The sequence below is a fragment of the Psychroflexus sediminis genome, from assembly GCF_900099815.1.
Taxonomy (GTDB): Bacteria; Bacteroidota; Bacteroidia; order Flavobacteriales; family Flavobacteriaceae; genus Psychroflexus; species Psychroflexus sediminis.
This window is the reverse complement of the sequence record NZ_FNCW01000004.1, coordinates 175,074-194,461: the sequence shown is the minus strand read 5'-3', so window position 1 is coordinate 194,461 and position 19,388 is coordinate 175,074. Positions and strand designations below refer to the sequence as shown.

Sequence of the window (19,388 nt, the reverse complement as noted above, 5' to 3'; positions counted from 1 at the left end):
ATAGTTTCAAAATTTAACCCGAAACAAGATTTGTCTAGCTGAAATTATGCTTCAAAAGAATTAAGACGGTTTAGATTTAAACAGCCCTTTGCTTTTTTATGGAGCTGAAAGCTGATAAAAAAAATTTCTTTTGGGTATGAATCCGATTTCTTACTTGGTTATATTATCGATTACTTTTTTTGAATTGAATGACGATAGGTAAATGATCGCTTACTGCCTGCATTTTCTCATCTTCTAATAATTCAGGTACTTTAGCTGTTCCTGGTATATATTCGTCTTGCATATTCCCGTTAAAGAGTATGTAGTCCAGTCTTCGGGAAGGTTGATCTGAAGGATGGGTAAGGACTTCTTCAGGAAGGGGATCGAAGAAACTATTGCCTTCGGTATTACCTCTTTTTAGAGTTTTTATTTCTTGACTTCCCAGAGTGCTGTTCAAATCTCCTGCAATCAGCAGGTCTTGTGAAGCATTCCTGTCCACAAAGCGTGAAAACTGGTCTTTTAGGAAATTGATCTGTCCCAGTCTCATGGATTCGTTGCGTTCACCGCGTCCGGCTTTAAGGTGAAGACCTGTCAGTATAAAGTCATAATCTTTGGATGGAAAAACCTCAATAGACCACATTCTCGTGTTCAAATTATTCTGTGTTTCAGAAAGCCCTTCATCATTCTTGTAGTCAACTACCGGTGTGGTTACATTTCCATAAGCGTAAAGAATGCCCAGGGGGAATTTACTCATCAAAACGACATTCATATACCAGCCATCACTGGGAGCACTGGCGAAAAATTCATACCCCATCCCCGTCAAATGATCCTTGGCTATTTCTCGCAAAAACTTTGTGCTTTCAAACTCCTGTAGTACGATAATATCAGCGTCAGCATTTTTCAGGGCTTCAGCCAAATAGGCTAGCTTATTTTCCATTTCAGGAGTGGGATCATTCTCCCGGGAGGCATCAATATAAGGATCGTCGTAAGCATCTACAAAATGTTCCACGTTCCAGGATAATACTTTGAAAGTTTCGTCCTCTGGATACTGATAATCTGCTGGTACAACCTGAGGATCCGCTGTAGATTCATTGCTGCTAATATCCTGGGAAGATTTACAGCTGTGTAAGAGCGCTATAAAACAAAGTGCTACTAGAAATTTAAGTTTTGGTGTCCTGTTTTGTTGTGTTCTTCTGTTTCTAAAGTTTGAATTCATTGAGTTACTATTTTAAAACGAAGATATATAAGTCAAACCTGGTAAGGTGTCTATTTGTAAGTTATCTGCAGTTACTTAACCTTATCTTAAACCTGAATCCATCTCCATAATCCAAGATTAGTCAAATAAAAGATGAACATTAAAACTGCTTTAGAAAACCGGATCAGACTTTTTTAACACAAGGTTTATCCAAAATCAAAAAAGCTCCACAATGTCTTGTGGAGCTTTTAAATCATATAAATAAATAATTTATTTCAATTTCTTTTTCACTTCCACTTCCTGGAAAGCTTCGAGAATATCTCCTTCCTGGATGTCGTTGTAGTTTTTCAACTGCATACCACAGTCATATCCTTTGGAAACTTCCTTCACATCGTCTTTGAAACGTTTTAGAGAAGTTAGTGTTCCTGTATGAATGACGATACCATCTCGGATCAGTCTGATTCCAGAGTTTCTGTAAATTTTACCTGTCAATACCATACAACCCGCGATAGTTCCAATTTTTGAAATTTTGAAGGTCTCTCTGATTTCTGCCGTACCTGTAATCTCTTCTCTTAATTCCGGAGAGAGCATACCTTCCATCGCATCTTTGATGTCGTTGATGGCATCGTAGATGATAGAGTACATTCTGATATCAATTTCTTCGTTATCGGCTAGTGTTCTTGCATTTCCTGCAGGCCTTACGTTAAATCCGATAATGACAGCTTCAGAAGCTGAGGCCAGAAGTACATCACTTTCTGTGATGGCACCTACACCTCTGTGTATAATATTCACCTGAATTTCTTCGGTAGAAAGTTTCTGTAAACTGTCGGTTAAGGCTTCTACAGAACCATCCACATCTGCTTTCAGGATTATGTTCAATTCTTTAAAGTCTCCAAGAGCGATACGTCTACCAATTTCATCAAGCGTGATATGCTTTTGAGTTCGCACACTTTGTTCTCTTTGAAGTTGATTTCTCTTGGAAGCTATATCTTTTGCTTCACGTTCGTCCTGCATCACCTGGAAGGTATCACCAGCCTGAGGTGCGCCGTCAAGTCCAAGTATAGAAACCGGTGTCGAAGGACCTGCTTCTTTTACTTTGTTGCCTCGCTCATCCTGCATGGCTTTGATCTTACCACTTGTGGTTCCAGCCAAGACATAATCACCTATTTTTAAGGTACCTTTTTGTACCAAAATTGTAGAAACGTAACCTCTTCCTTTATCTAAGAAGGCTTCTACTACACTACCTTTTGCAAGTCGGTCTGGATTTGCCTTAAGGTCGAGTAGTTCTGCTTCAAGTAATACTTTTTCTAGTAATTCGGGAACTCCCGTTCCAAGTTTTGCTGAAATTTCCTGAGACTGAACCTTACCACCCCAGTCTTCGACCAGAAGATTCATGTTGGCTAAAGATTCTTTGATTTTATCTACATTGGCAGTAGGTAAATCTACTTTGTTTATAGCAAAAACGATAGGTACACCTGCAGCCTGAGCGTGAGAAATAGCCTCTTTGGTTTGTGGCATGACATCATCGTCTGCCGCAATCACAATAATAGCAATATCGGTAACCTGTGCACCCCTTGCTCTCATCGCCGTAAAGGCTTCGTGACCAGGTGTATCCAGGAAGGAGATGGTTTCACCAGTTCCTATTTTTACACTATAAGCACCGATGTGCTGGGTGATTCCACCAGATTCACCGGCGATGACGTTTTCTTCTCGTATGTAATCCAGTAAAGAGGTTTTACCATGATCTACGTGTCCCATGACGGTTACAATCGGAGCTCTTGGTTTAAGATCTTCAGGATTTTCTTCGATGACTTCTGTGGTATCTTCAACTTCTGCACTGACGAATTCCACTTCAAAACCAAATTCTTCAGCAACCACACTCAAGGTTTCCGCATCCAATCGCTGGTTCATCGTCACCATCATGCCAAGCGACATACAGGCTGATATGATTTTAGTCACAGGTACATCCATCATGGTGGCAATTTCATTGACACTTACAAATTCTGTAACCTTAAGGACTTTGCTTTCTTTTTCTTGCTGATCGAGATCGTCCTGAGAACGCTGTTTATGCTGGTCTCTTTTGTCTCGTCTATATTTTGCGCCTTTCTTACCAGAAGATCTGCCCTGAAGTTTCTCTAAGGTTTCTCTTACTTGTTTTTGGACTTCTTCAGGAGTTGGCTCTTCTTTTGGAGCAGCTTTAGCCCCTCTTCTGGAAGAAGGCTTTGCAGCCCCTTTTTTGAAACCAGGTTTGTTCGCCCCCGGAGACGTATTGGTTTTAGAAATACGTTTGCGTTTTCTTCGTTTGGAAGCCGCTTCTTTTTCTTTCTCTTTTTCCTTTTCCTTCTTGGTCGGTGTTTTTTTGAACTGATTTAAATCAATCTTTTCACCGGTGAAATTTGGGCCAGATAGTTTAGTATACTGCGTCTGGTGTTTAGCTTCTTCAGCAGTTTTTTCTTCTTCCTTTTCGGTCTGAGGTTTTTCTTCAGCCTTTTTGGAAGTTTCTTTAGAGGTAGTTGGTGCAACGGGTTTAAAAGACTTTTCAGGTTCTTCGGATGCTTTTTTGCTTGTGGGTTTGTTTTTCCTCGCATCTTCAAGTTCAATTTTCCCCACTTGCTTCAAGCCGGAAATTTTGGACTTAGACCTAATAGTTTCTTCTTTCTGCTGGGCAGCTTTCTTAGATTCTTCAGCCTTAGCTTTTTCTTCTTCTTCCTTAGCCTTGGCTTTGGCAGCTTCCTGAGCCTTTTTCTTATTCTCTTCGGCTTCTCGCTCTCTTCTGGCTTCGTCTTCTTTTTTCTTGTCAAGTTCCTGCTCCCTGGCAAGGCGCAACTCCTCTTTCTCCTTTTTTCGCTCTTCACTGACTTCTTTGGAAGCTACTTTCTTGCTTTTATCAGTTTCAAATTTATCTGATAAAACCTCGTAAACTTCCGAAGAAATTTTAGTTGTAGGTCTTGCTTCAATCTCGTAACCTTGAGTATTCAAGTATTCCACGGCACGATCCAGTGAAATGTTAAATTCTCTCAGTACTTTATTTAATCTTGTTTGTTTTGATTCAGCCATAAATTGCCTCTAATATTACCTCTTATATAATGTTACAAAGATGAGTTTAAATAATCTATTCTTCAAACTCTTCTTTCAAAATTTTGATCACGTTCTGAACCGTTTCTTCTTCCAAATCGGTTCTTCTCACGAGATCGCTTACGTCTAATTCTAAGATACTTTTGGCAGTATCCAATCCTATTCTGCTAAATTCCTTGATGACCCAGTCTTCGATCTCATCTTTGAATTCTGTTAATTCTACATCTTCCTCCTCAATACCATCTCTAAAGACTTCGATATTGAAACCAGTCAGCTGACCGGCTAATCTGATGTTATGTCCTCCTCGTCCAATGGCTTTAGAAACCTCTTCAGGTTTTAAAGTGACTTCAGCATATTTCTTTTCTTCGTCCAGCTTAATATTTACAATTTTTGCCGGGCTTAATGCACGCTGAATGTATAGTTGGGGATTGTTTGTATAATTGATGACATCAATATTTTCATTCCCAAGCTCTCTTACAATGCTGTGAATACGTGAACCTTTCATCCCTACACAGGCGCCTACGGGATCTATCCTGTCATCGTAGGTATCTACGGCGACTTTGGCTTTCTCTCCCGGGATTCTTACTGCATTTTTAACAGTGATTAATCCATCAAAGACTTCAGGAATTTCTTGCTCAAATAGCTTTTCCAGGAAAACAGGGGATGTTCTCGATAGTATAATGACAGGTTTATTACCTTTTAATTCTACTTTATCGATAACACCTCTTATACTGTCTCCTTTTCTGTAGAAGTCAGCTGGGATTTGATGTTCCTTGGGAATGATAAGCTCATTGCCGTCATCATCTAACAAGATCACTACGTTGTGTCTGACGTGATGAACCTCTGCGGTATATATTTCTCCAATTAAATCTTGAAAATATTTAAAGGTATTGGTACTGTCGTGTTCGTGAATTTTTGAAATCAAATTTTGTCTTAAAGCTAAAATGGCTCTTCGACCCAATTGAAAAAGCTTTACTTCTTCAGAAACATCCTCACCGACTTCAAAATCGGGTTCAATTTTTCTGGCATCTGAAAGTGAAATCTCCTTATTCTCGTCCTCAACTTCTCCATCGTTTACAACAATTCTGTTTCTCCAGATTTCTAAATCCCCCTTGTCCGGGTTGATGATGATATCAAAATTGTCGTCTTGTCCAAATTTCTTCTTCAAAGCGTTTCTGAAAACGTCTTCAAGAATGGCCATTAAAGTTACTCGATCAATTAATTTGTCGTCTTTGAATTCTGAAAATGAGTTGATCAAATCGATATTTTCCATAATATCTTTATTTGTTAAAATTTATTATAACTTGAGCTTTCTCGATATCCTCGAAAGCTATTTTTTTTTCCTTTTGTACTTTATGCTTGCCTTTTCCAACGGGTTTTGGCTCTTTAGCTGTCCACTTCAGGTGGATTTTACCGTTTTCAACGCCAACCAAATCCGCTTCAATTTTTTCTTCTTTAGTGACTACAGCTAATTTCCGACCTACATTCTTTTGATATTGTCTGGGATAGGTTAAAGGTTCTGTAGCTCCACAGGAAGCAACTTCCAGTGCGAAGTCTTCAATTTCTCTATCCAGATTGTGCTCTATAGCTCTGCTGATATTCACACAATCTGAAATGGATAAGTCTCTGTCACCATCAATAATTACCTTGATGTTGTTACCTCCAGTAATTTGTAAATCGATGAGAAATAGACCTTTATCTTCTTCTAAACCTTCTGTTACCAAGGTCATAACCTGCTCTTTCTCTAAAGCCATTCTTTACTTATAAAAAGAGGGGACTAATTTGTCCCCTCATATTCAAAACTTTGCAAATGTAATAATAATTTATCAGTTATAAAAGAGCCTGTTTTTTTATAATTTGAAGTAACTTGGATAAAGTTTAAAAAATTTTTCATTATGAAAAGAATACTTGTTCCTACGGATTTTTCACAGCAAGCCAATAAAGCATTGAAAGTGGCTGCTCAAATTGCCAGAAGATATGATTGTGAAATCTTTCTTGTTCATTTGCTGGATCTTCCTTTACAACTCATAGATCCAATGAACGAGGGAGTAGGTGGTGACCTCCCCGAGTCTTTATTTTTCATGAAACTTGCTCATAAAAAATTTTCAGAGACCTTTGATGAGATGAAATATTATTTGGAAGGTATCAAAGTTCACGAAACAGTAGAGTTTGATGAGGCTTTTGACGGAATAATTTCAATAGCAAAAAAACATAAATGTGATCTTATTGTCATGGGTTCCAATGGTTCTGATGGCTTACAGGAAATATTTATAGGTTCCAACACAGAAAAAGTGGTTCGCTTTTCTCAGATACCAGTTTTAGTGATTAAAGAAGAATTACCTGTTTTCAAAATAGATACTTTTATCTTTGTTTCCAATCTTTCTACAAGTAGCAGGAAAGCTTTCAGGGAGGCTTTGAATTTCTCAGAACTTCTTGGAGTTGAGCTTCAACTCGTTTATATCAACACGCCTCACAAGTTTAAGACTACAGCAGAGCTAGATACACTCTTTAATGATTTTACAAAAAACATAGAGTTCAATCCTTCCCAATTTCATATTTATAATGACGCAACTATTGAGCTAGGAATTCGGAATTTTGCCTTTAAGGTGAGTGCTGATTTAGTTGGAATAGGAACTCATGGAAGAAAGGGAATTTCTCACTTTATGAGCGGTAGTCTGGCAGAAGATGTGATCAATCATATGAAAAAACCAATCATCACCTTTAAGATTTAAATTATAATAATGAATTTTTTAAACCCTGGGAGTGAAATATCATCACATAATTCCAAAATGATTTTGTGTTATTTCTTTCAATATCTGATAATGTATGAGTTTTATCGACATTTTTATTTTTAATCAAAGCATTACTCAGTAAACTTGCAAAGCTGTTTTTAGAACCATTTTTATTGAGAATATCCAGTTTCAACTTATCATAAGCCATGCTGAACTCTCCATTCATTTCCGTATTATTACCATAGATTGCCGTTCTAATTTCTTTTATTTTACCATCCAATTCCATTTGCATATTAGGCCCAAAAAAACTATTGATAGAATTATCTTCTATTTGGGCCAAATAGGTAGAGACATAAAACTGCTCATGATCTGGGACAAAATTCAAATGAAATAAAATTTCAGAATTCTGAGAAAATTTTGCTTTAGCGGCAACTTTTATATCTGGTTGCTTTGCATTCAGGGAGTTGTGAATATTTGAAATATGCCCATGAATGGAATTGAATTTGATTTCTCCGGGTTTTTTTCGTTGATCTACTAATTCCTGATAGGTAAGGTCGAGTTCAGAGAATAATAATGAATCTACCTTAAGTTGAAAGTCAAGATCTCTTAGGGCTTGACTGTACAAGGGCTTATATGATGTGTCGTCTGCAATGGTTTTGTCTCTGTAAATATGAAAATCGGTAGTGTCAACCTGAATTTTATCGGAGAAAACATAAAGCAAGTCCTCTTTTTCAAGAAGCTCAATCCCGGAGATTTTTAAGAATTTAGACTTCAAATTCATCCAATCCTTTTCGGTTTGAATATGATGGATATATTCTGATTTGGTAAATTTAGGCTCTACCGAAACCTCGGATAATCTGAGGGATTTGTTTGAAAAATCCAAAGATTCAGTTTTGAAATCATGCAGAGTATCTATGCTGTATTTCAAATTTTTCGCCTCTATTTCTAAACTTTCATTGCTAAGCCATTCATAAGTTTTATCGAGGGGCCATTTGATATTCTCCGCTTTTAGATTGAGTTGAGCTATTTCAAACTTTGTTTGACCATCATTTTCAACTGTTATTTTTGAATCTTCTAAATGAAGTCTTCCGATATTGAGAAGGATACTTTTCTTAAATGTTCTGTTTTCTAAACTTGAATCCGCATAAATTTTCAAATTCAAGCCTTTGGTCTCGATGCTTTCAATACTGATTTTTCCTTCAGTTATATAAGGAATAATTTCTGCGTTGAGACGGATTTTTTCAATCCTGATTTCCTGACCGGCTTCATTAAATCTGACTTGTTTTAAAGTTAAATTTCCTGTGAATATATTTACGCTTAGACTTGAGTAGGAGAGAGCGGTTTCTTCTGAAATAAGTATTTTTATTTTTTTTGAGACGAAAAAGTTAGAAATAATAATACCCAAAAGAAGGCACAACATGAGAATAAAAGTATATCTAAAAAATGTTTTCATTCCAGTTGGGTTGGAAGCTTGAAATTACATAAAAACTTCTAACAAAACATCTTCTTTTACAACTTCCTTGTATCGTGCAGGAAAAGGATTGGGACTTCGGGTATGTATAGCGAAGCAGGGGAGGTGCTGAATAAATTCTGAAAAATACTTAAATTTTTTGCCATTACCATAACGAGATCAAACTCATTGATAAAAGCTGCTTTTGAAGAAAGCTTAATTTCTTTTACACTTTTAAATTCAAGTGAATTTACCGCCTCAGAAATCAAAGCTTTAGCGTGTCTTCTATTTGGTCCTAATGCTTTGTTTAGCCCTGTAGGGAGAAGAGAAAGCTCTGCTTGTTTGACAAAAGCAAGAGAAGTCAGGATATTGAAGATACTGTAATCTGAAGTGATGGAAAAATCTGTAGGTAACAGTACTGTCTTTGGCACTTTCAAACGCGCTTGCTCTGGAATTAAGATCACAGAGCATTTTACCTTTGTGATAATTTCCAGGGTTTTTTTATCAAAAAACAATCCTGTTTCGAAGACCTCTCTGCTAGAATTTCCAAGCATGATCATATCTATTTTGTTTTCGACAATAACATGTCGAATGCTCTCTATGAATGAACCCTCGATAAATAAGGTTTGAATACGTTCTTTATCAAAGCCGTGATTCATTAAGGTTTGCTGATTTTTTTTCAGTTTTTTATCAAAAACAAGGCTGCATTTTCCACGACAACCTTCTTTCAGGCAAGGTGATTTTACATGTAAAACGGTGAAGTTTACTTCCTGATTTTTGAATAGCATTGCAGCATAATCCAGCATATGAGTGGATAATGTTGAAAAATCAGATAGTAATACGACATTCATAGATCAAGTTCTATCAATGCAAAGGTATATGGAGAATGAAATTGAAAATATGATATAAATCAGATTCTCTTTTATTGGTTTTCTTGAAAAGGATTTTTAAACGATTCGCTCCAGGGCTTCAAAATCATTGATCTTTATATTTCTGCCTTCCACATCGATAATACCTTCCTTTTTAAAGGTGGAAAGCGTCCGGATTAAACTTTCAGAAGCAATACCTGCCACAGCAGCAAGGTCTGCTCTGGAAATACGGATTTGGCTCAACTTGTTTTTCTTTAAACGCTCAGAAAATAACAGAATACTTTGTGCCGTTTTCTTTCTTACAGAACTGTACGCCATATCCATGAGTTGAGTTTTGGTCTCGCTTAAGTGGTCTCCAAGCTGGTCTATAAATTCGAACATCACTTGGGGGTGCTGGTTGAAAATAGTTTTGACTTTTTCAGTAGAGATTTCAAACACGGATGTATTTTCCAGAGCTGAAGCAAATTCAGAAACACTGTTTTGTTTTGTAAAACTTATATCACCAAAAATATCATTCACTTTATGAATAGCTGTGATAAGTTCCTTTCCATTTTCTTCAAGCTTGTAAGTTTTAACCACACCTTTATCTATGAGATAAATTGAGTTTGAGGCTTGGCCGCTTTCAAAAATAAGTTCGCCAGCTTCAAAAGTCTTTATGCGTTCTTTCCTAAAAACTTCTTTTAAAGCCTCGAAAGACTGCAGGTTAAGGCTTGATACTTGATTGTTTTCAGAGGAATTTATAATGTCCGCTTTTGCCAATCTGCTTTCTATCGCATCTATAAGTTCTTCCTCCTCAAAAGGCTTGGTGAGGTAATCATCTGCTCCAAGATTCATTCCTTTCCTTACATCTTTGTGATCGGTTTTGGCAGATAAGAAAATAAAAGGAATTTTTTTTAAGGCGTTGTCTTTGGATAGATTCTCCAAAACTTGGTATCCATCCATCTCAGGCATCATGATGTCACAAACAATGATATCGGGCATAAAAACAGGAGCTTTTTCTATACCGATTTTACCGTTAGAAGCTGTCTCTACTTTATACTGAGATAATTCAAGCAGTTCTGCTGTATTTTCTCTTACGGTTTTGTCGTCTTCAATTAGTAAAATTTTACTACTCATGAACTTTAGGTATTTCTATATAAAATGTAGTGCCTTTCCCTTCTATGGACTCAAAACAAATAGAGCCCTTTAGATTTTCCAGATGAACTTTTGCAATATTGAGTCCAATCCCGGTCCCTTGGTTATTCAAAGCATTTTCTGCTCTAAAATACCTTTCAAAAATATGCTTCTGGTCTTGTTGTGGAATACCAATGCCCTCATCTTTTATTCTGAATTTAATCAGATTAGCTTCAGTGGTATCTACTTCAAAATAAATGCTGGTATCTTCTGGTGAATATTTGATGGCATTGTTTAATAAATTGGATAAAACGAGTTCTAAGACATGCTTATCTTGCCTTAAGCTTATGTCCTGAAGATTTTGAGGATAAAGGATTTCTTGACCGTCTTTTAAAGTAACATTGGCATTGTAGATGACTTCGTTGACAAGGGTAATCAAACTAAACTCCTCAAATTTGTAGGTGACTTTACCAGATTCTAAACGCTCAATGGAAAGAAAATCATATAAAATGCCTGTGAGATAATGCACTTTGTTTTTAATGGTGCTTAAGTGTCTCTCTCGTTTGTCCTGCTGCTCGGTTTGAGTGTATTTGCTAGCCAAAGTAGAGGAGGTTAATATTCCGCTGAGCGGAGTTTTAAACTCATGTGATACTAAGGATAGAAACTTGGTTTTAAGCTCGTTGAGTTCGATTTCTTTTTGCAGTGCTTTTTTGGTCTTGGATTCTGCTTGTTTTCTTTTATAAACTTCGCTCTCCAGTTTGGAATTGGAGTGTTGTAACTCCTGAATGGTCAACTTCAGTTCTTCAGTGCGCTTGTCGATTTTTTGCTCCAGATCCCTGTTGAGCTCCTCTATTTCCTGCTGCTGGGTTTTTCTTTGAGTGATGTCACTTATCAGAGACATGACGTAGCGCTCACCTTCAAATTGAAAGGGATTAAGCCCGGCTTCGACAGGAAAAATCTCCCCATTTTTTTTTAAACCATAGATATTTCTGCCATGTCCCATCTGTCGTTTCTCAGAATTATCTATAAATTTATCCACGTGTTTGTGGTGGTTTGATCTATAGTCTTTTGGGATCAGGACATCAAGATGTTTGTTGATGAGCTCTCCTTTGTTATAACCAAACATAACTTCTGTAGCAGAATTGACTTCAACCACATGCTGACTGTCATCTACTACAATAATTCCTTCGGAGATGCCTTCAAAAAGGAGATTGAAGATTTTTGAATTTTTTTGAAAATCGGTTTGACTCAAGATTAATCAGTTTAAATTAAAATCTGTATCCAATATTAAGGCCAGTTCTTAAAACGAAATCGAAGTTACGCTGAGAATTGTATTCGCTAAACAGGTTTCGGCCACCGCCAAGAAATACTTCTAAAACGATGCCGCTCTGAGATACTAGTTTGTAACCACCACTTAGCCCTAAAGCCAGATCTGTGATGTCTTCATCTCTACTCCCCCCTTCAATTTCAATGCTATCTTCTACACTGTTGAGATTGGCAAATATTTCGCCAAAGAAACCATCTGCATAGTTCTCTCCAAAATAAAATCTGAAGTAACCGGTGAAATTGGAATTGATGTTCCATTCCACATAATCGTCAAAAGGGATCATTAAATTAACTCCTACTCCAGTTTCTTCATTGATCAAATATTCGTAGGACACATCAAAGTTTCCCAGTATCAGGTAAGCAATATTGATTTTTGGTTCGTGAAATTCTGTGTAGGTAAACGTTGATTCAGTTTGAGCAATCGCATTCATAGAAAAAAATAGAACTATAGCAATACATAATTTTTTCATGACTTTTGGTTTTCTGCAAATATAGGGTTTCAAGCTAAGTCTGTATGCCTCAGGTTAAAATGAATTGCTTATTTTTGTTTAAAATTAAATCAATAATTATCGAAACTAAAACGCATAAAGCAGGATTTGTAAACATTATAGGAAATCCAAATGTCGGGAAATCAACACTGATGAACGCTTTTGTTGGAGAAAAACTTTCCATTATTACCAACAAAGCACAGACTACACGTCATAGAATACTTGGAATCGTCAACGGAGAAGATTTTCAGATGGTTTTTAGCGATACCCCCGGGATATTGAAACCGGCTTACGAATTGCAAAATTCTATGATGGATTTTGTCAAATCTGCCTTTCAGGATGCAGATGTTCTGCTTTACCTTGTAGAACTTGGAGAAAAGGCCTTGAAAGATGAAGCTTTTTTTCAAAAGCTTCAACATGCAGAAATGCCTGTACTTTTACTCTTGAATAAAATAGATAAAGGAAACGAAGCCTTGCTTTTGGAGCAGCAAAAGCATTGGCAGGAACAACTTCCGAATGCAGAAATTTTTGCAATCTCAGCATTAGAGAACTTTGGTGTAGCAGAAGTATTCAATAGAATTCTGGAACTGCTCCCGGAATCTCCTCCTTTTTATCCCAAAGATCAACTCACAGACAAGCCCGAGCGATTTTTTGTCAACGAAAAAATCAGAGAGAAAATCCTTATGCATTACAAAAAGGAAATTCCTTACAGCGTTGAGGTGGAAACCGAAAGTTTTGAAGAGTCCGATTCCATAATTCATATCAGAAGTGTGATCATGGTTGAGCGTGAATCGCAAAAGGCGATCATTTTAGGGCATAAAGGGTCGGCTATAAAACGAGTGGGGACTGAAGCCAGAAAGGATCTGGAGAAGTTTTTCGACAAGAAAATACACCTGGAAACCTTTGTGAAGGTCAATAAGAATTGGCGTAGTAACCCGAATCAGCTCAAGCGATTTGGTTATGACAACAGCTAGCCAATAAGCTTGGATAAGGCTTTGAGTAATTGCTTTGACTGTGGTGTTGCTTTGTGCCGATTTCGTCGGGCGAACATGTAAAGGGCTATCCATGATATAGCAATTATTGACATTAATATGTAGACCAGTGTGCTGGAGTGGCCTAAAGTCATATTGGTATAAAGCCATACAAGCAGACCTATAAAAGACAATCCTAAAAAAAAGTGAACAAACATAAACATGGTCCACAGACCTGGGTCGGGACCAAAGGTGCCATGTAAAACGTACTTCTCTTCTTTTTGTTCAATTTCGATATGCAAGCGCGGAGAATAATAGGTTCTGTCGGCTTTTGGAATGGATAACCAGATATGATCATCCAAGCGCTTGATTTCTGCTGCTAGAAAGCAGTCCACTTTTTTATAAACTAATTTTTTTTCAAGATTATGCAGGTCAGCCACTTCAACTTTAAAACTAGGTTTGAGTTGAAGCTGCTCATTTAATTCTTCAATACGGATCAGGTCGGCCATGATTTTTTAAAGGTCAAAATTTACACAAATTTTGTAAATTACAGCTTTTGTAAAGTATTGTACTCTATGATTAATTAAAGACGTAACTTTGCAAATTATTTAAAATACAAAAATGAATAGCATTGTAGCCGTTGTAGGCCGACCAAACGTAGGAAAATCCACCCTTTTTAATAGAATGATTAAGCGCAGGGAAGCTATCGTAGATTCTGTTAGTGGTGTGACTCGCGATAGACATTATGGAAAATCCGACTGGAACGGTCGTGAATTTACGCTTATTGATACTGGTGGGTACATAGTTGGCAGTGATGATGTGTTCGAAAAGGAAATTGATAAGCAGGTTGAGTTGGCTATAGATGAAGCAGATGTGATTGTTTTTGTAGTCGATGTGATTTCAGGAATAACGCCAATGGATGAGGATGTGGCCAAATTGCTTCGTCGAGTGAACAAACCAGTTGTGCTTTGTGTCAATAAAGTAGATTCCAATAAAAACAGAACCGATGCTCTTGAGTTTTACAACCTTGGTCTTGGTGAATATTACAGTATATCTGCCACGAGTGGGGGGGGTACCGGTGAATTGCTGGATGCGATTGTAGAAAAGCTTCCTGAACGCGAGATTGAAATTGATGAAGATTTACCAAAGTTTGCTATCGTCGGTCGTCCTAATGCAGGAAAATCCTCATTCATCAATGCATTACTTGGTGAAGAGAGATATATCGTTACCGATATTGCTGGAACAACAAGAGATTCTATCGATACACGTTACACAAGGTTTGGTTTTGATTTTAAACTTGTAGATACAGCGGGGATTCGTAGAAAAGCTAAAGTGAAGGAAGACCTTGAGTTTTATTCTGTCATGCGAAGCGTAAGAGCTATTGAAAATGCTGACGTTTGTTTGATAGTACTTGATGCTTCACGAGGTTTTGAAGGACAGGATCAAAGTATTTTTTGGCTGGCAGAAAAGAACCGAAAAGGCGTTGTGATTTTGGTCAATAAATGGGATTTGGTTGAAAAAGAAACCAATACCATGAAAGATTTTGAAGCTAAAATCCGACAGGAAATTTCTCCTTTTGTGGATGTACCGATTGTATTTATTTCGGTTTTAAATAAACAGAGAATTTACAAGGCTATTGAAACGGCTGTTGAGGTTTATAAAAACCGCAGTAAAAAAATAAAAACCAGACAGCTAAACGATGTCATGCTTCCCATCATTGCTGATAATCCTCCCCCAGCTTTGAAAGGTAAATATGTGAAGATTAAATTCATCACTCAGTTGCCAACCCCTCAACCTCAGTTTGCGTTTTTCTGTAATCTTCCTCAGTATGTGAAAGAGCCTTACAAGCGTTTTATTGAAAATAAAATGAGACAGGAATTTGATTTTAAAGGCGTTCCGATTTCTATTTACATGAGAAAAAAGTAGTTGCTTGGATAAATACTCTGAGTTTTTCAAAATCCAATTTAACAATTGGATTTTTTTTTAGTCTTAGGTCTGTTAACCGACAAACCTATGATGAAAAAAATCCTTTTAGCTTCTGTTTTCTTTTTTACTGTTTTTACGTCTTTTGCACAGGAATACACTCTTAAAGGTGAGGTATTCGATAGTGTTTCTAATGTTAGGTTAAGTTCAGCGACTGTTTTTGTGGAGACCTTAAAGGATTCAACATTGTTGAATTATACCATTACGGATAGCTCTGGCAAGTTTGAACTTTCAGTTAAAACAAAGGAAAACAGAGCGCGATTAAACATCAGTTTTGCAGGGATGAGGCCTTTCGTGAAAACCATTTCACTGTCGGATTCATCCATCGACCTAGGCATAATCAAACTTGAAGAGCTTACCAATAATTTGGATGAGGTGCTCATTAATGTGAATCGCGCCCCCATAACCATCAAAAAAGACACCTTAGAATTTAATGCGTCTTCTTTTGGCACTCGGCCAGATGCCAATCTGGAAGAAACCCTGAAGCAACTGCCAGGAGTAGAAGTCGATGCTGCGGGTAACATTACGGTCAACGGCAAACCGGTTCAAAGAATTTTGGTGAATGGAAAAGAGTTTTTTGGCAACGACCCCAAGATTGCAACCAAGAATTTACCTAAGGACATCATCAACAAAATTCAGGTTGTAGATACAAAAACCCAATCCCAGGAATTTACCGGGGAAGAGGGAGATTCTGAAAATAAAACCATTAACATCACCATAGATGAAGATAAAAACAAAGGGTACTTCTCCAGAGCTACTTTAGGTGGCGGTACAGATGACCGGTATGAAATGAGTGGAATTGCCAATTATTTCCAAGATGAATTGCGACTTAGTGTTTTAGCAAGTTCCAATAACATCAACAGCAGCGGTTTTACTTTCGATGAAGTTTTTGATGCTATGGGAAGACGAGCAAGATCCATCACAGTGAGTGGAGGAAGTTTTGGTATTAATGGACTCAATTTCGGAAATAATACGGGTATTACTAAGTCAGAGACAGCTGGTCTTAATTTTGTAAATGAATGGGGAGAGGAGTACGAGTTGGCTGCAGATTATTTTTTTGGAAATAATAAAACAGATACCCGGACGTCTACAAGGAGAGAGAATATTCTTCCAGATCGACGGTTTTTCACCAACTCTGAAAGCAATGCAACTAGAGATAACAATTCTCACCGAGGTAATGTGAATTTCACCTTTAAGCCAGATACGCTAACTAGGATTAACATCAGACCCTCAATAAACGGGAACACAGGAACAACAGAAAGCTCCAGTATTTCCCAGTCTTTAGATGAACAAGGAAACCTTATCAATACATCCGAAACTGAAAACAGAAATGATAACTTGAATTTTACTTTTAGTAATGATTTATCCATTACCAGGAAGTTTGGGAGTAGAGGTGCGTTTCTGAATTTTTCTTTTGAAAATGAAAACAACAAAAGTGAAAGCGACAACTTTTTCTTTTCCAGTAGGGAAACCTTTGGCGCTAATCCAAGCACACAAATCCAGGATCAATTAATTTCTGAAGATAACAATTCAGACACATATCAACTTGAAACTCGCTATCGATCTGTGATGACTGAAAATTTATTTCTGGATGTAGAATATTCTTATGAAATTGAATCCAGTAAGAATGAAAGAAGTGTTTTTGATTTTGATAATACTACCAATAGTTATTCAGATTTTAATGAAGACCTGAGTAACGAATTCAAAGTAAAAGGAGAAACTCATATTCCAAGTGTTGGTTTACGTTATGAAGGCGATAAATTGAGAACAGGCTTCAATCTTGGTCTGCTAAATACACAATTAAGAACTGAAAATTTAATTCAGAATATTGAATTCAATAATGACTTTAATAATCTGTTTGCAAGTGCCAATATTAGATATGAATTTGAAAGGTCCAAGCGGATAAGCTTATATTACAGGAATAGTAATAACATTCCATCCATTCAGCAATTACAACCGGTAAGAATACAAACGGATCCACTAAATATCATAGAGGGGAATCCTAATTTGAAGCCTTCTTTTAATCAAAACGTGAGTTTGAATTATAATAACTTTGATTTTAAATCGCGTTCAGGTTATGGTTTTTATATGTCTTATAATTACACCTCAGACCAGGTAGTGCAGGTTACAGAAACCAACGAAGACTTATTGAGAACAACTACTTATGATAATATTAGTGGAGCACAGAATGCAAATATTAACTTTTATTATAGCAAGCAAATTAAAGCAGTAAACAAAGACACTTATCGGCTAAGAGGAAATCTCTCTGGCCAATACGGTAAAAATTTAGGGTTTACTAACGGTCAGCAATTTGAAAGTGAAAATTATGTGGTCTCCCCTTATTTGGGTGTTACTTACGAAAAAGACCAAGTTATAACATTAAACCCTGGTTTTGGTCTGGATTATAACCTGAGGAATTTCAACATAAATTCCAATAGAAATGAAGAGTTCACCAATCTTAATTTTTCACTGGAAGCGACAACTTACTGGCCAAAAAATGTAGTTTTCGGTAATGATTTTACTTACTTCAAGTATGGTAATGTTGCAGCAGATTTCAGGTCAACTTCCTTGCAATGGAATATGAGTCTTGGTTATCAGTTTTTAAAAGACAATGCCACTTTAAAATTTAAAGTTTTCGATTTACTAGACGAAAATATTGGAACCCGAAGACAGACTGGAGATGACTTCGTTCAGGACACCGATCAGTTGATACTGGAACGTTACTTTATGTTGAGTTTTACTTATAAGTTTAGCAAGTTTGGAGGAAAAGATCCAAATTCCAGGCGTAGATTTTAAGACCAGTTCGGTGTAAATCACTGTTGGGTTATGAAAAAACCATCATGATGTAATCCTAGAAACCCTGTATTCTTCAGGAGAATGATTTTTTACAGGTAAAAAGAAGAGACTCTTTAAGACCCTTTTAGGCGCGGTAGCTTTTATTACCAGCTTCCGCCAGCACCGCCTCCGCCAAAGCCACCTCCGCCGAAGCCTCCACTAAAGCCGCCACCGCCGCCAAAGCCACCAGAAGATCCGCCGCCAAAACTACCGCCTCCCATACTTCTTCCCATACTTCCCAGAATAAGGAAATCGAGAAAGTCTGGACCTCCACGACGATTATTATTGCCTTTTCCAGAACCACCACCTTTATTTCTTCTTAAAATAAAAATGATGATAACTATAAAAATGAGTAAAGGGAAAATGGCAAAACCCCAGCCCACATCTTTGCTATTATTGGATTTTTTCAATTGAGACGCATCGAATTTTCCAGCAAATACATCAAACACAGCAGAAGTGCCCTGGTCTACTCCTTCATAATAATTGGCTTTTCTAAATTCTGGAAGAATGATGTTTTCAATGATGGTTTTACTGGTGGCATCCGTCAGATAAGGTTCTAAGCCATAGCCTGTTGAAAACCAAATCTTAGCTTCTTTCTTTGCTATTAGAATAAGTAACCCATTGTCTTCCTTTTGCTGACCTATTCCCCATTTTTGTCCCCACTCTGCAGCGTAAGTGCCAATATATTCACCGTTAAGGGAATTGATGGTAGCTACCACGATTTGAGTAGAAGTTGTATCGGCATAGGTTTCCAGCTTTTGTCTAAGCTTTTGTTCTTCTGCTTCCTCAAGTAGATCAGCAGCATCATAAACCGCCATTTCTTTGGATGGCTTTTCCGGAATTTCAATCTGTGAAAATCCAGTAAAACTGAAACCTAATAGCGTGAGTATGCTGAGTAAAACTAATCCTTGTAATGACTTCATAAATTATCCTTTAGAAATTTCGTTATCCAATTCGTTGGTATCATCAGATTGATAGGGGAAGTGCTGCTTGAGCTGCTTGCCTGCTTCCAGTATGCCATTGACAAGACCTCTTTTAAAATGCTGATGCTTAAACTGGCTTAAGATTTCATCTCTGGTACTTTCCCAAAAACCTTTGGGTACGACCTCATTTATCCCTTTATCTCCTAAGATCACCAACTGATGATCATCTATCGCGACGTAAATCAAAACGCCATTGGAAAGTTCCGTTTTATGCATTTCCAGCTTTTCGAAAATTTCCAAAGCCCTTTCAAATCTATCCTTAGGACATTTGTGTTCTATATGTACTCGAATTTCTCCGGAAGTATTGAGTTCTGCTTCTTTAATGGCTTCAACGATATCATGCTCTTCTGCTGGGTTTATAAATTCGGATACTTTCATAACAAAATGGG

General features: G+C 37.2%; 16 protein-coding genes. 4 read left to right on the top strand and 12 right to left on the bottom strand.

What is annotated here, in order from left to right; all coding sequences use genetic code 11:
• Positions 1-163 precede the first annotated feature (163 nt).
• The 4 genes from BLP81_RS05360 to rimP all read right to left on the bottom strand — a co-directional run bounded on the left by BLP81_RS05360 (position 164) and on the right by rimP (position 6,003).
• Positions 164-1,195, bottom strand: coding sequence for an endonuclease/exonuclease/phosphatase family protein (locus tag BLP81_RS05360; RefSeq protein ID WP_093366660.1), 1,032 nt, complete (start codon positions 1,193-1,195; stop codon positions 164-166).
• A gap of 249 nt (positions 1,196-1,444) precedes the next feature.
• Entirely contained in the window at positions 1,445-4,231 is a 2,787-nt protein-coding gene (gene infB / locus BLP81_RS05355) for a translation initiation factor IF-2 (protein ID WP_093366657.1), read from the bottom strand.
• A 55-nt stretch (positions 4,232-4,286) separates the two neighbouring features.
• On the bottom strand, positions 4,287-5,522 hold the full coding sequence (nusA, locus tag BLP81_RS05350) for a transcription termination factor NusA (protein ID WP_093366654.1): 1,236 nt from the start codon (positions 5,520-5,522) through the stop codon (positions 4,287-4,289).
• Positions 5,523-5,529: 7 nt separating this feature from the next.
• Positions 5,530-6,003 (bottom strand): ribosome assembly cofactor RimP, encoded by a 474-nt coding sequence (gene rimP, locus BLP81_RS05345; RefSeq protein WP_093366651.1) that lies wholly within the window; start codon positions 6,001-6,003, stop codon positions 5,530-5,532.
• A gap of 141 nt (positions 6,004-6,144) precedes the next feature.
• Here rimP and BLP81_RS05340 point away from each other — a divergent pair, with 141 nt between their 5' ends.
• The gene (locus BLP81_RS05340; protein WP_093366648.1) at positions 6,145-6,981 is read left to right on the top strand and encodes a universal stress protein; all 837 of its coding nucleotides are present in this window, start codon (positions 6,145-6,147) and stop codon (positions 6,979-6,981) included.
• A 1-nt stretch (position 6,982) separates the two neighbouring features.
• On the opposite strand, the gene BLP81_RS05335 is transcribed toward BLP81_RS05340, so the two are convergent.
• The 5 genes from BLP81_RS05335 to BLP81_RS05315 form a co-directional block, all read right to left on the bottom strand.
• Entirely contained in the window at positions 6,983-8,434 is a 1,452-nt protein-coding gene (locus BLP81_RS05335) for an AsmA family protein (RefSeq protein ID WP_143002813.1), read from the bottom strand.
• Between the two features lie 56 nt (positions 8,435-8,490).
• Positions 8,491-9,282, bottom strand: coding sequence for a universal stress protein (locus BLP81_RS05330; RefSeq protein ID WP_093366643.1), 792 nt, complete (start codon positions 9,280-9,282; stop codon positions 8,491-8,493).
• A gap of 96 nt (positions 9,283-9,378) precedes the next feature.
• Positions 9,379-10,416, bottom strand: coding sequence for a response regulator (locus BLP81_RS05325; RefSeq protein WP_093366640.1), 1,038 nt, complete (start codon positions 10,414-10,416; stop codon positions 9,379-9,381).
• Positions 10,409-11,665, bottom strand: coding sequence for a PAS domain-containing sensor histidine kinase (locus tag BLP81_RS05320; protein ID WP_093366637.1), 1,257 nt, complete (start codon positions 11,663-11,665; stop codon positions 10,409-10,411). Before BLP81_RS05320 ends, BLP81_RS05325 begins: the two co-directional genes overlap by 8 nt.
• 16 nt (positions 11,666-11,681) lie before the next feature.
• Positions 11,682-12,209: a hypothetical protein gene (locus BLP81_RS05315; protein ID WP_093366634.1), complete on the bottom strand. Its 528-nt coding sequence runs from the start codon at positions 12,207-12,209 to the stop codon at positions 11,682-11,684.
• 74 nt (positions 12,210-12,283) lie between these two features.
• Here BLP81_RS05315 and era point away from each other — a divergent pair, with 74 nt between their 5' ends.
• Positions 12,284-13,201: a GTPase Era gene (era, locus tag BLP81_RS05310; protein ID WP_262501425.1), complete on the top strand. Its 918-nt coding sequence runs from the start codon at positions 12,284-12,286 to the stop codon at positions 13,199-13,201.
• On the opposite strand, the gene BLP81_RS05305 is transcribed toward era, so the two are convergent.
• On the bottom strand, positions 13,198-13,707 hold the full coding sequence (locus BLP81_RS05305) for a hypothetical protein (RefSeq protein ID WP_093366631.1): 510 nt from the start codon (positions 13,705-13,707) through the stop codon (positions 13,198-13,200). The two genes, era and BLP81_RS05305, sit on opposite strands and share 4 nt — an antisense overlap.
• Positions 13,708-13,819: 112 nt before the next feature.
• Between BLP81_RS05305 and der the strand changes: the two genes are divergently transcribed.
• Positions 13,820-15,124: a ribosome biogenesis GTPase Der gene (gene der / locus BLP81_RS05300; RefSeq protein WP_093366628.1), complete on the top strand. Its 1,305-nt coding sequence runs from the start codon at positions 13,820-13,822 to the stop codon at positions 15,122-15,124.
• A gap of 87 nt (positions 15,125-15,211) precedes the next feature.
• On the top strand, positions 15,212-17,977 hold the full coding sequence (locus BLP81_RS05295) for an outer membrane beta-barrel family protein (RefSeq protein WP_245686414.1): 2,766 nt from the start codon (positions 15,212-15,214) through the stop codon (positions 17,975-17,977).
• A gap of 143 nt (positions 17,978-18,120) precedes the next feature.
• Here BLP81_RS05295 and BLP81_RS05290 read toward each other — a convergent pair whose 3' ends face one another.
• Both BLP81_RS05290 and BLP81_RS05285 read right to left on the bottom strand, forming a co-directional pair.
• Positions 18,121-18,939, bottom strand: a complete 819-nt coding sequence (locus BLP81_RS05290; RefSeq protein ID WP_093366625.1) for a TPM domain-containing protein — start codon at positions 18,937-18,939, stop codon at positions 18,121-18,123.
• Positions 18,940-18,942: 3 nt separating this feature from the next.
• Positions 18,943-19,377 (bottom strand): TPM domain-containing protein, encoded by a 435-nt coding sequence (locus BLP81_RS05285; protein WP_093366624.1) that lies wholly within the window; start codon positions 19,375-19,377, stop codon positions 18,943-18,945.
• Positions 19,378-19,388 lie beyond the last annotated feature (11 nt).

What these genes read in the sequence shown, in the direction of transcription:
- BLP81_RS05305 (WP_093366631.1), bottom strand. Translation starts at nt 13,707, where the DNA reads ATGGCCGACCTGATCCGTATTGAAGAATTAAATGAGCAGCTTCAACTC.
- BLP81_RS05340 (WP_093366648.1), top strand. Translation starts at nt 6,145, where the DNA reads ATGAAAAGAATACTTGTTCCTACGGATTTTTCACAGCAAGCCAATAAA.
- nusA (WP_093366654.1), bottom strand. Translation starts at nt 5,522, where the DNA reads ATGGAAAATATCGATTTGATCAACTCATTTTCAGAATTCAAAGACGAC.
- BLP81_RS05335 (WP_143002813.1), bottom strand. Translation starts at nt 8,434, where the DNA reads ATGAAAACATTTTTTAGATATACTTTTATTCTCATGTTGTGCCTTCTT.
- der (WP_093366628.1), top strand. Translation starts at nt 13,820, where the DNA reads ATGAATAGCATTGTAGCCGTTGTAGGCCGACCAAACGTAGGAAAATCC.
- BLP81_RS05315 (WP_093366634.1), bottom strand. Translation starts at nt 12,209, where the DNA reads ATGAAAAAATTATGTATTGCTATAGTTCTATTTTTTTCTATGAATGCG.
- BLP81_RS05295 (WP_245686414.1), top strand. Translation starts at nt 15,212, where the DNA reads ATGATGAAAAAAATCCTTTTAGCTTCTGTTTTCTTTTTTACTGTTTTT.
- BLP81_RS05290 (WP_093366625.1), bottom strand. Translation starts at nt 18,939, where the DNA reads ATGAAGTCATTACAAGGATTAGTTTTACTCAGCATACTCACGCTATTA.
- BLP81_RS05360 (WP_093366660.1), bottom strand. Translation starts at nt 1,195, where the DNA reads ATGAATTCAAACTTTAGAAACAGAAGAACACAACAAAACAGGACACCA.
- BLP81_RS05325 (WP_093366640.1), bottom strand. Translation starts at nt 10,416, where the DNA reads ATGAGTAGTAAAATTTTACTAATTGAAGACGACAAAACCGTAAGAGAA.
- BLP81_RS05330 (WP_093366643.1), bottom strand. Translation starts at nt 9,282, where the DNA reads ATGAATGTCGTATTACTATCTGATTTTTCAACATTATCCACTCATATG.
- rimP (WP_093366651.1), bottom strand. Translation starts at nt 6,003, where the DNA reads ATGGCTTTAGAGAAAGAGCAGGTTATGACCTTGGTAACAGAAGGTTTA.
- infB (WP_093366657.1), bottom strand. Translation starts at nt 4,231, where the DNA reads ATGGCTGAATCAAAACAAACAAGATTAAATAAAGTACTGAGAGAATTT.
- BLP81_RS05285 (WP_093366624.1), bottom strand. Translation starts at nt 19,377, where the DNA reads ATGAAAGTATCCGAATTTATAAACCCAGCAGAAGAGCATGATATCGTT.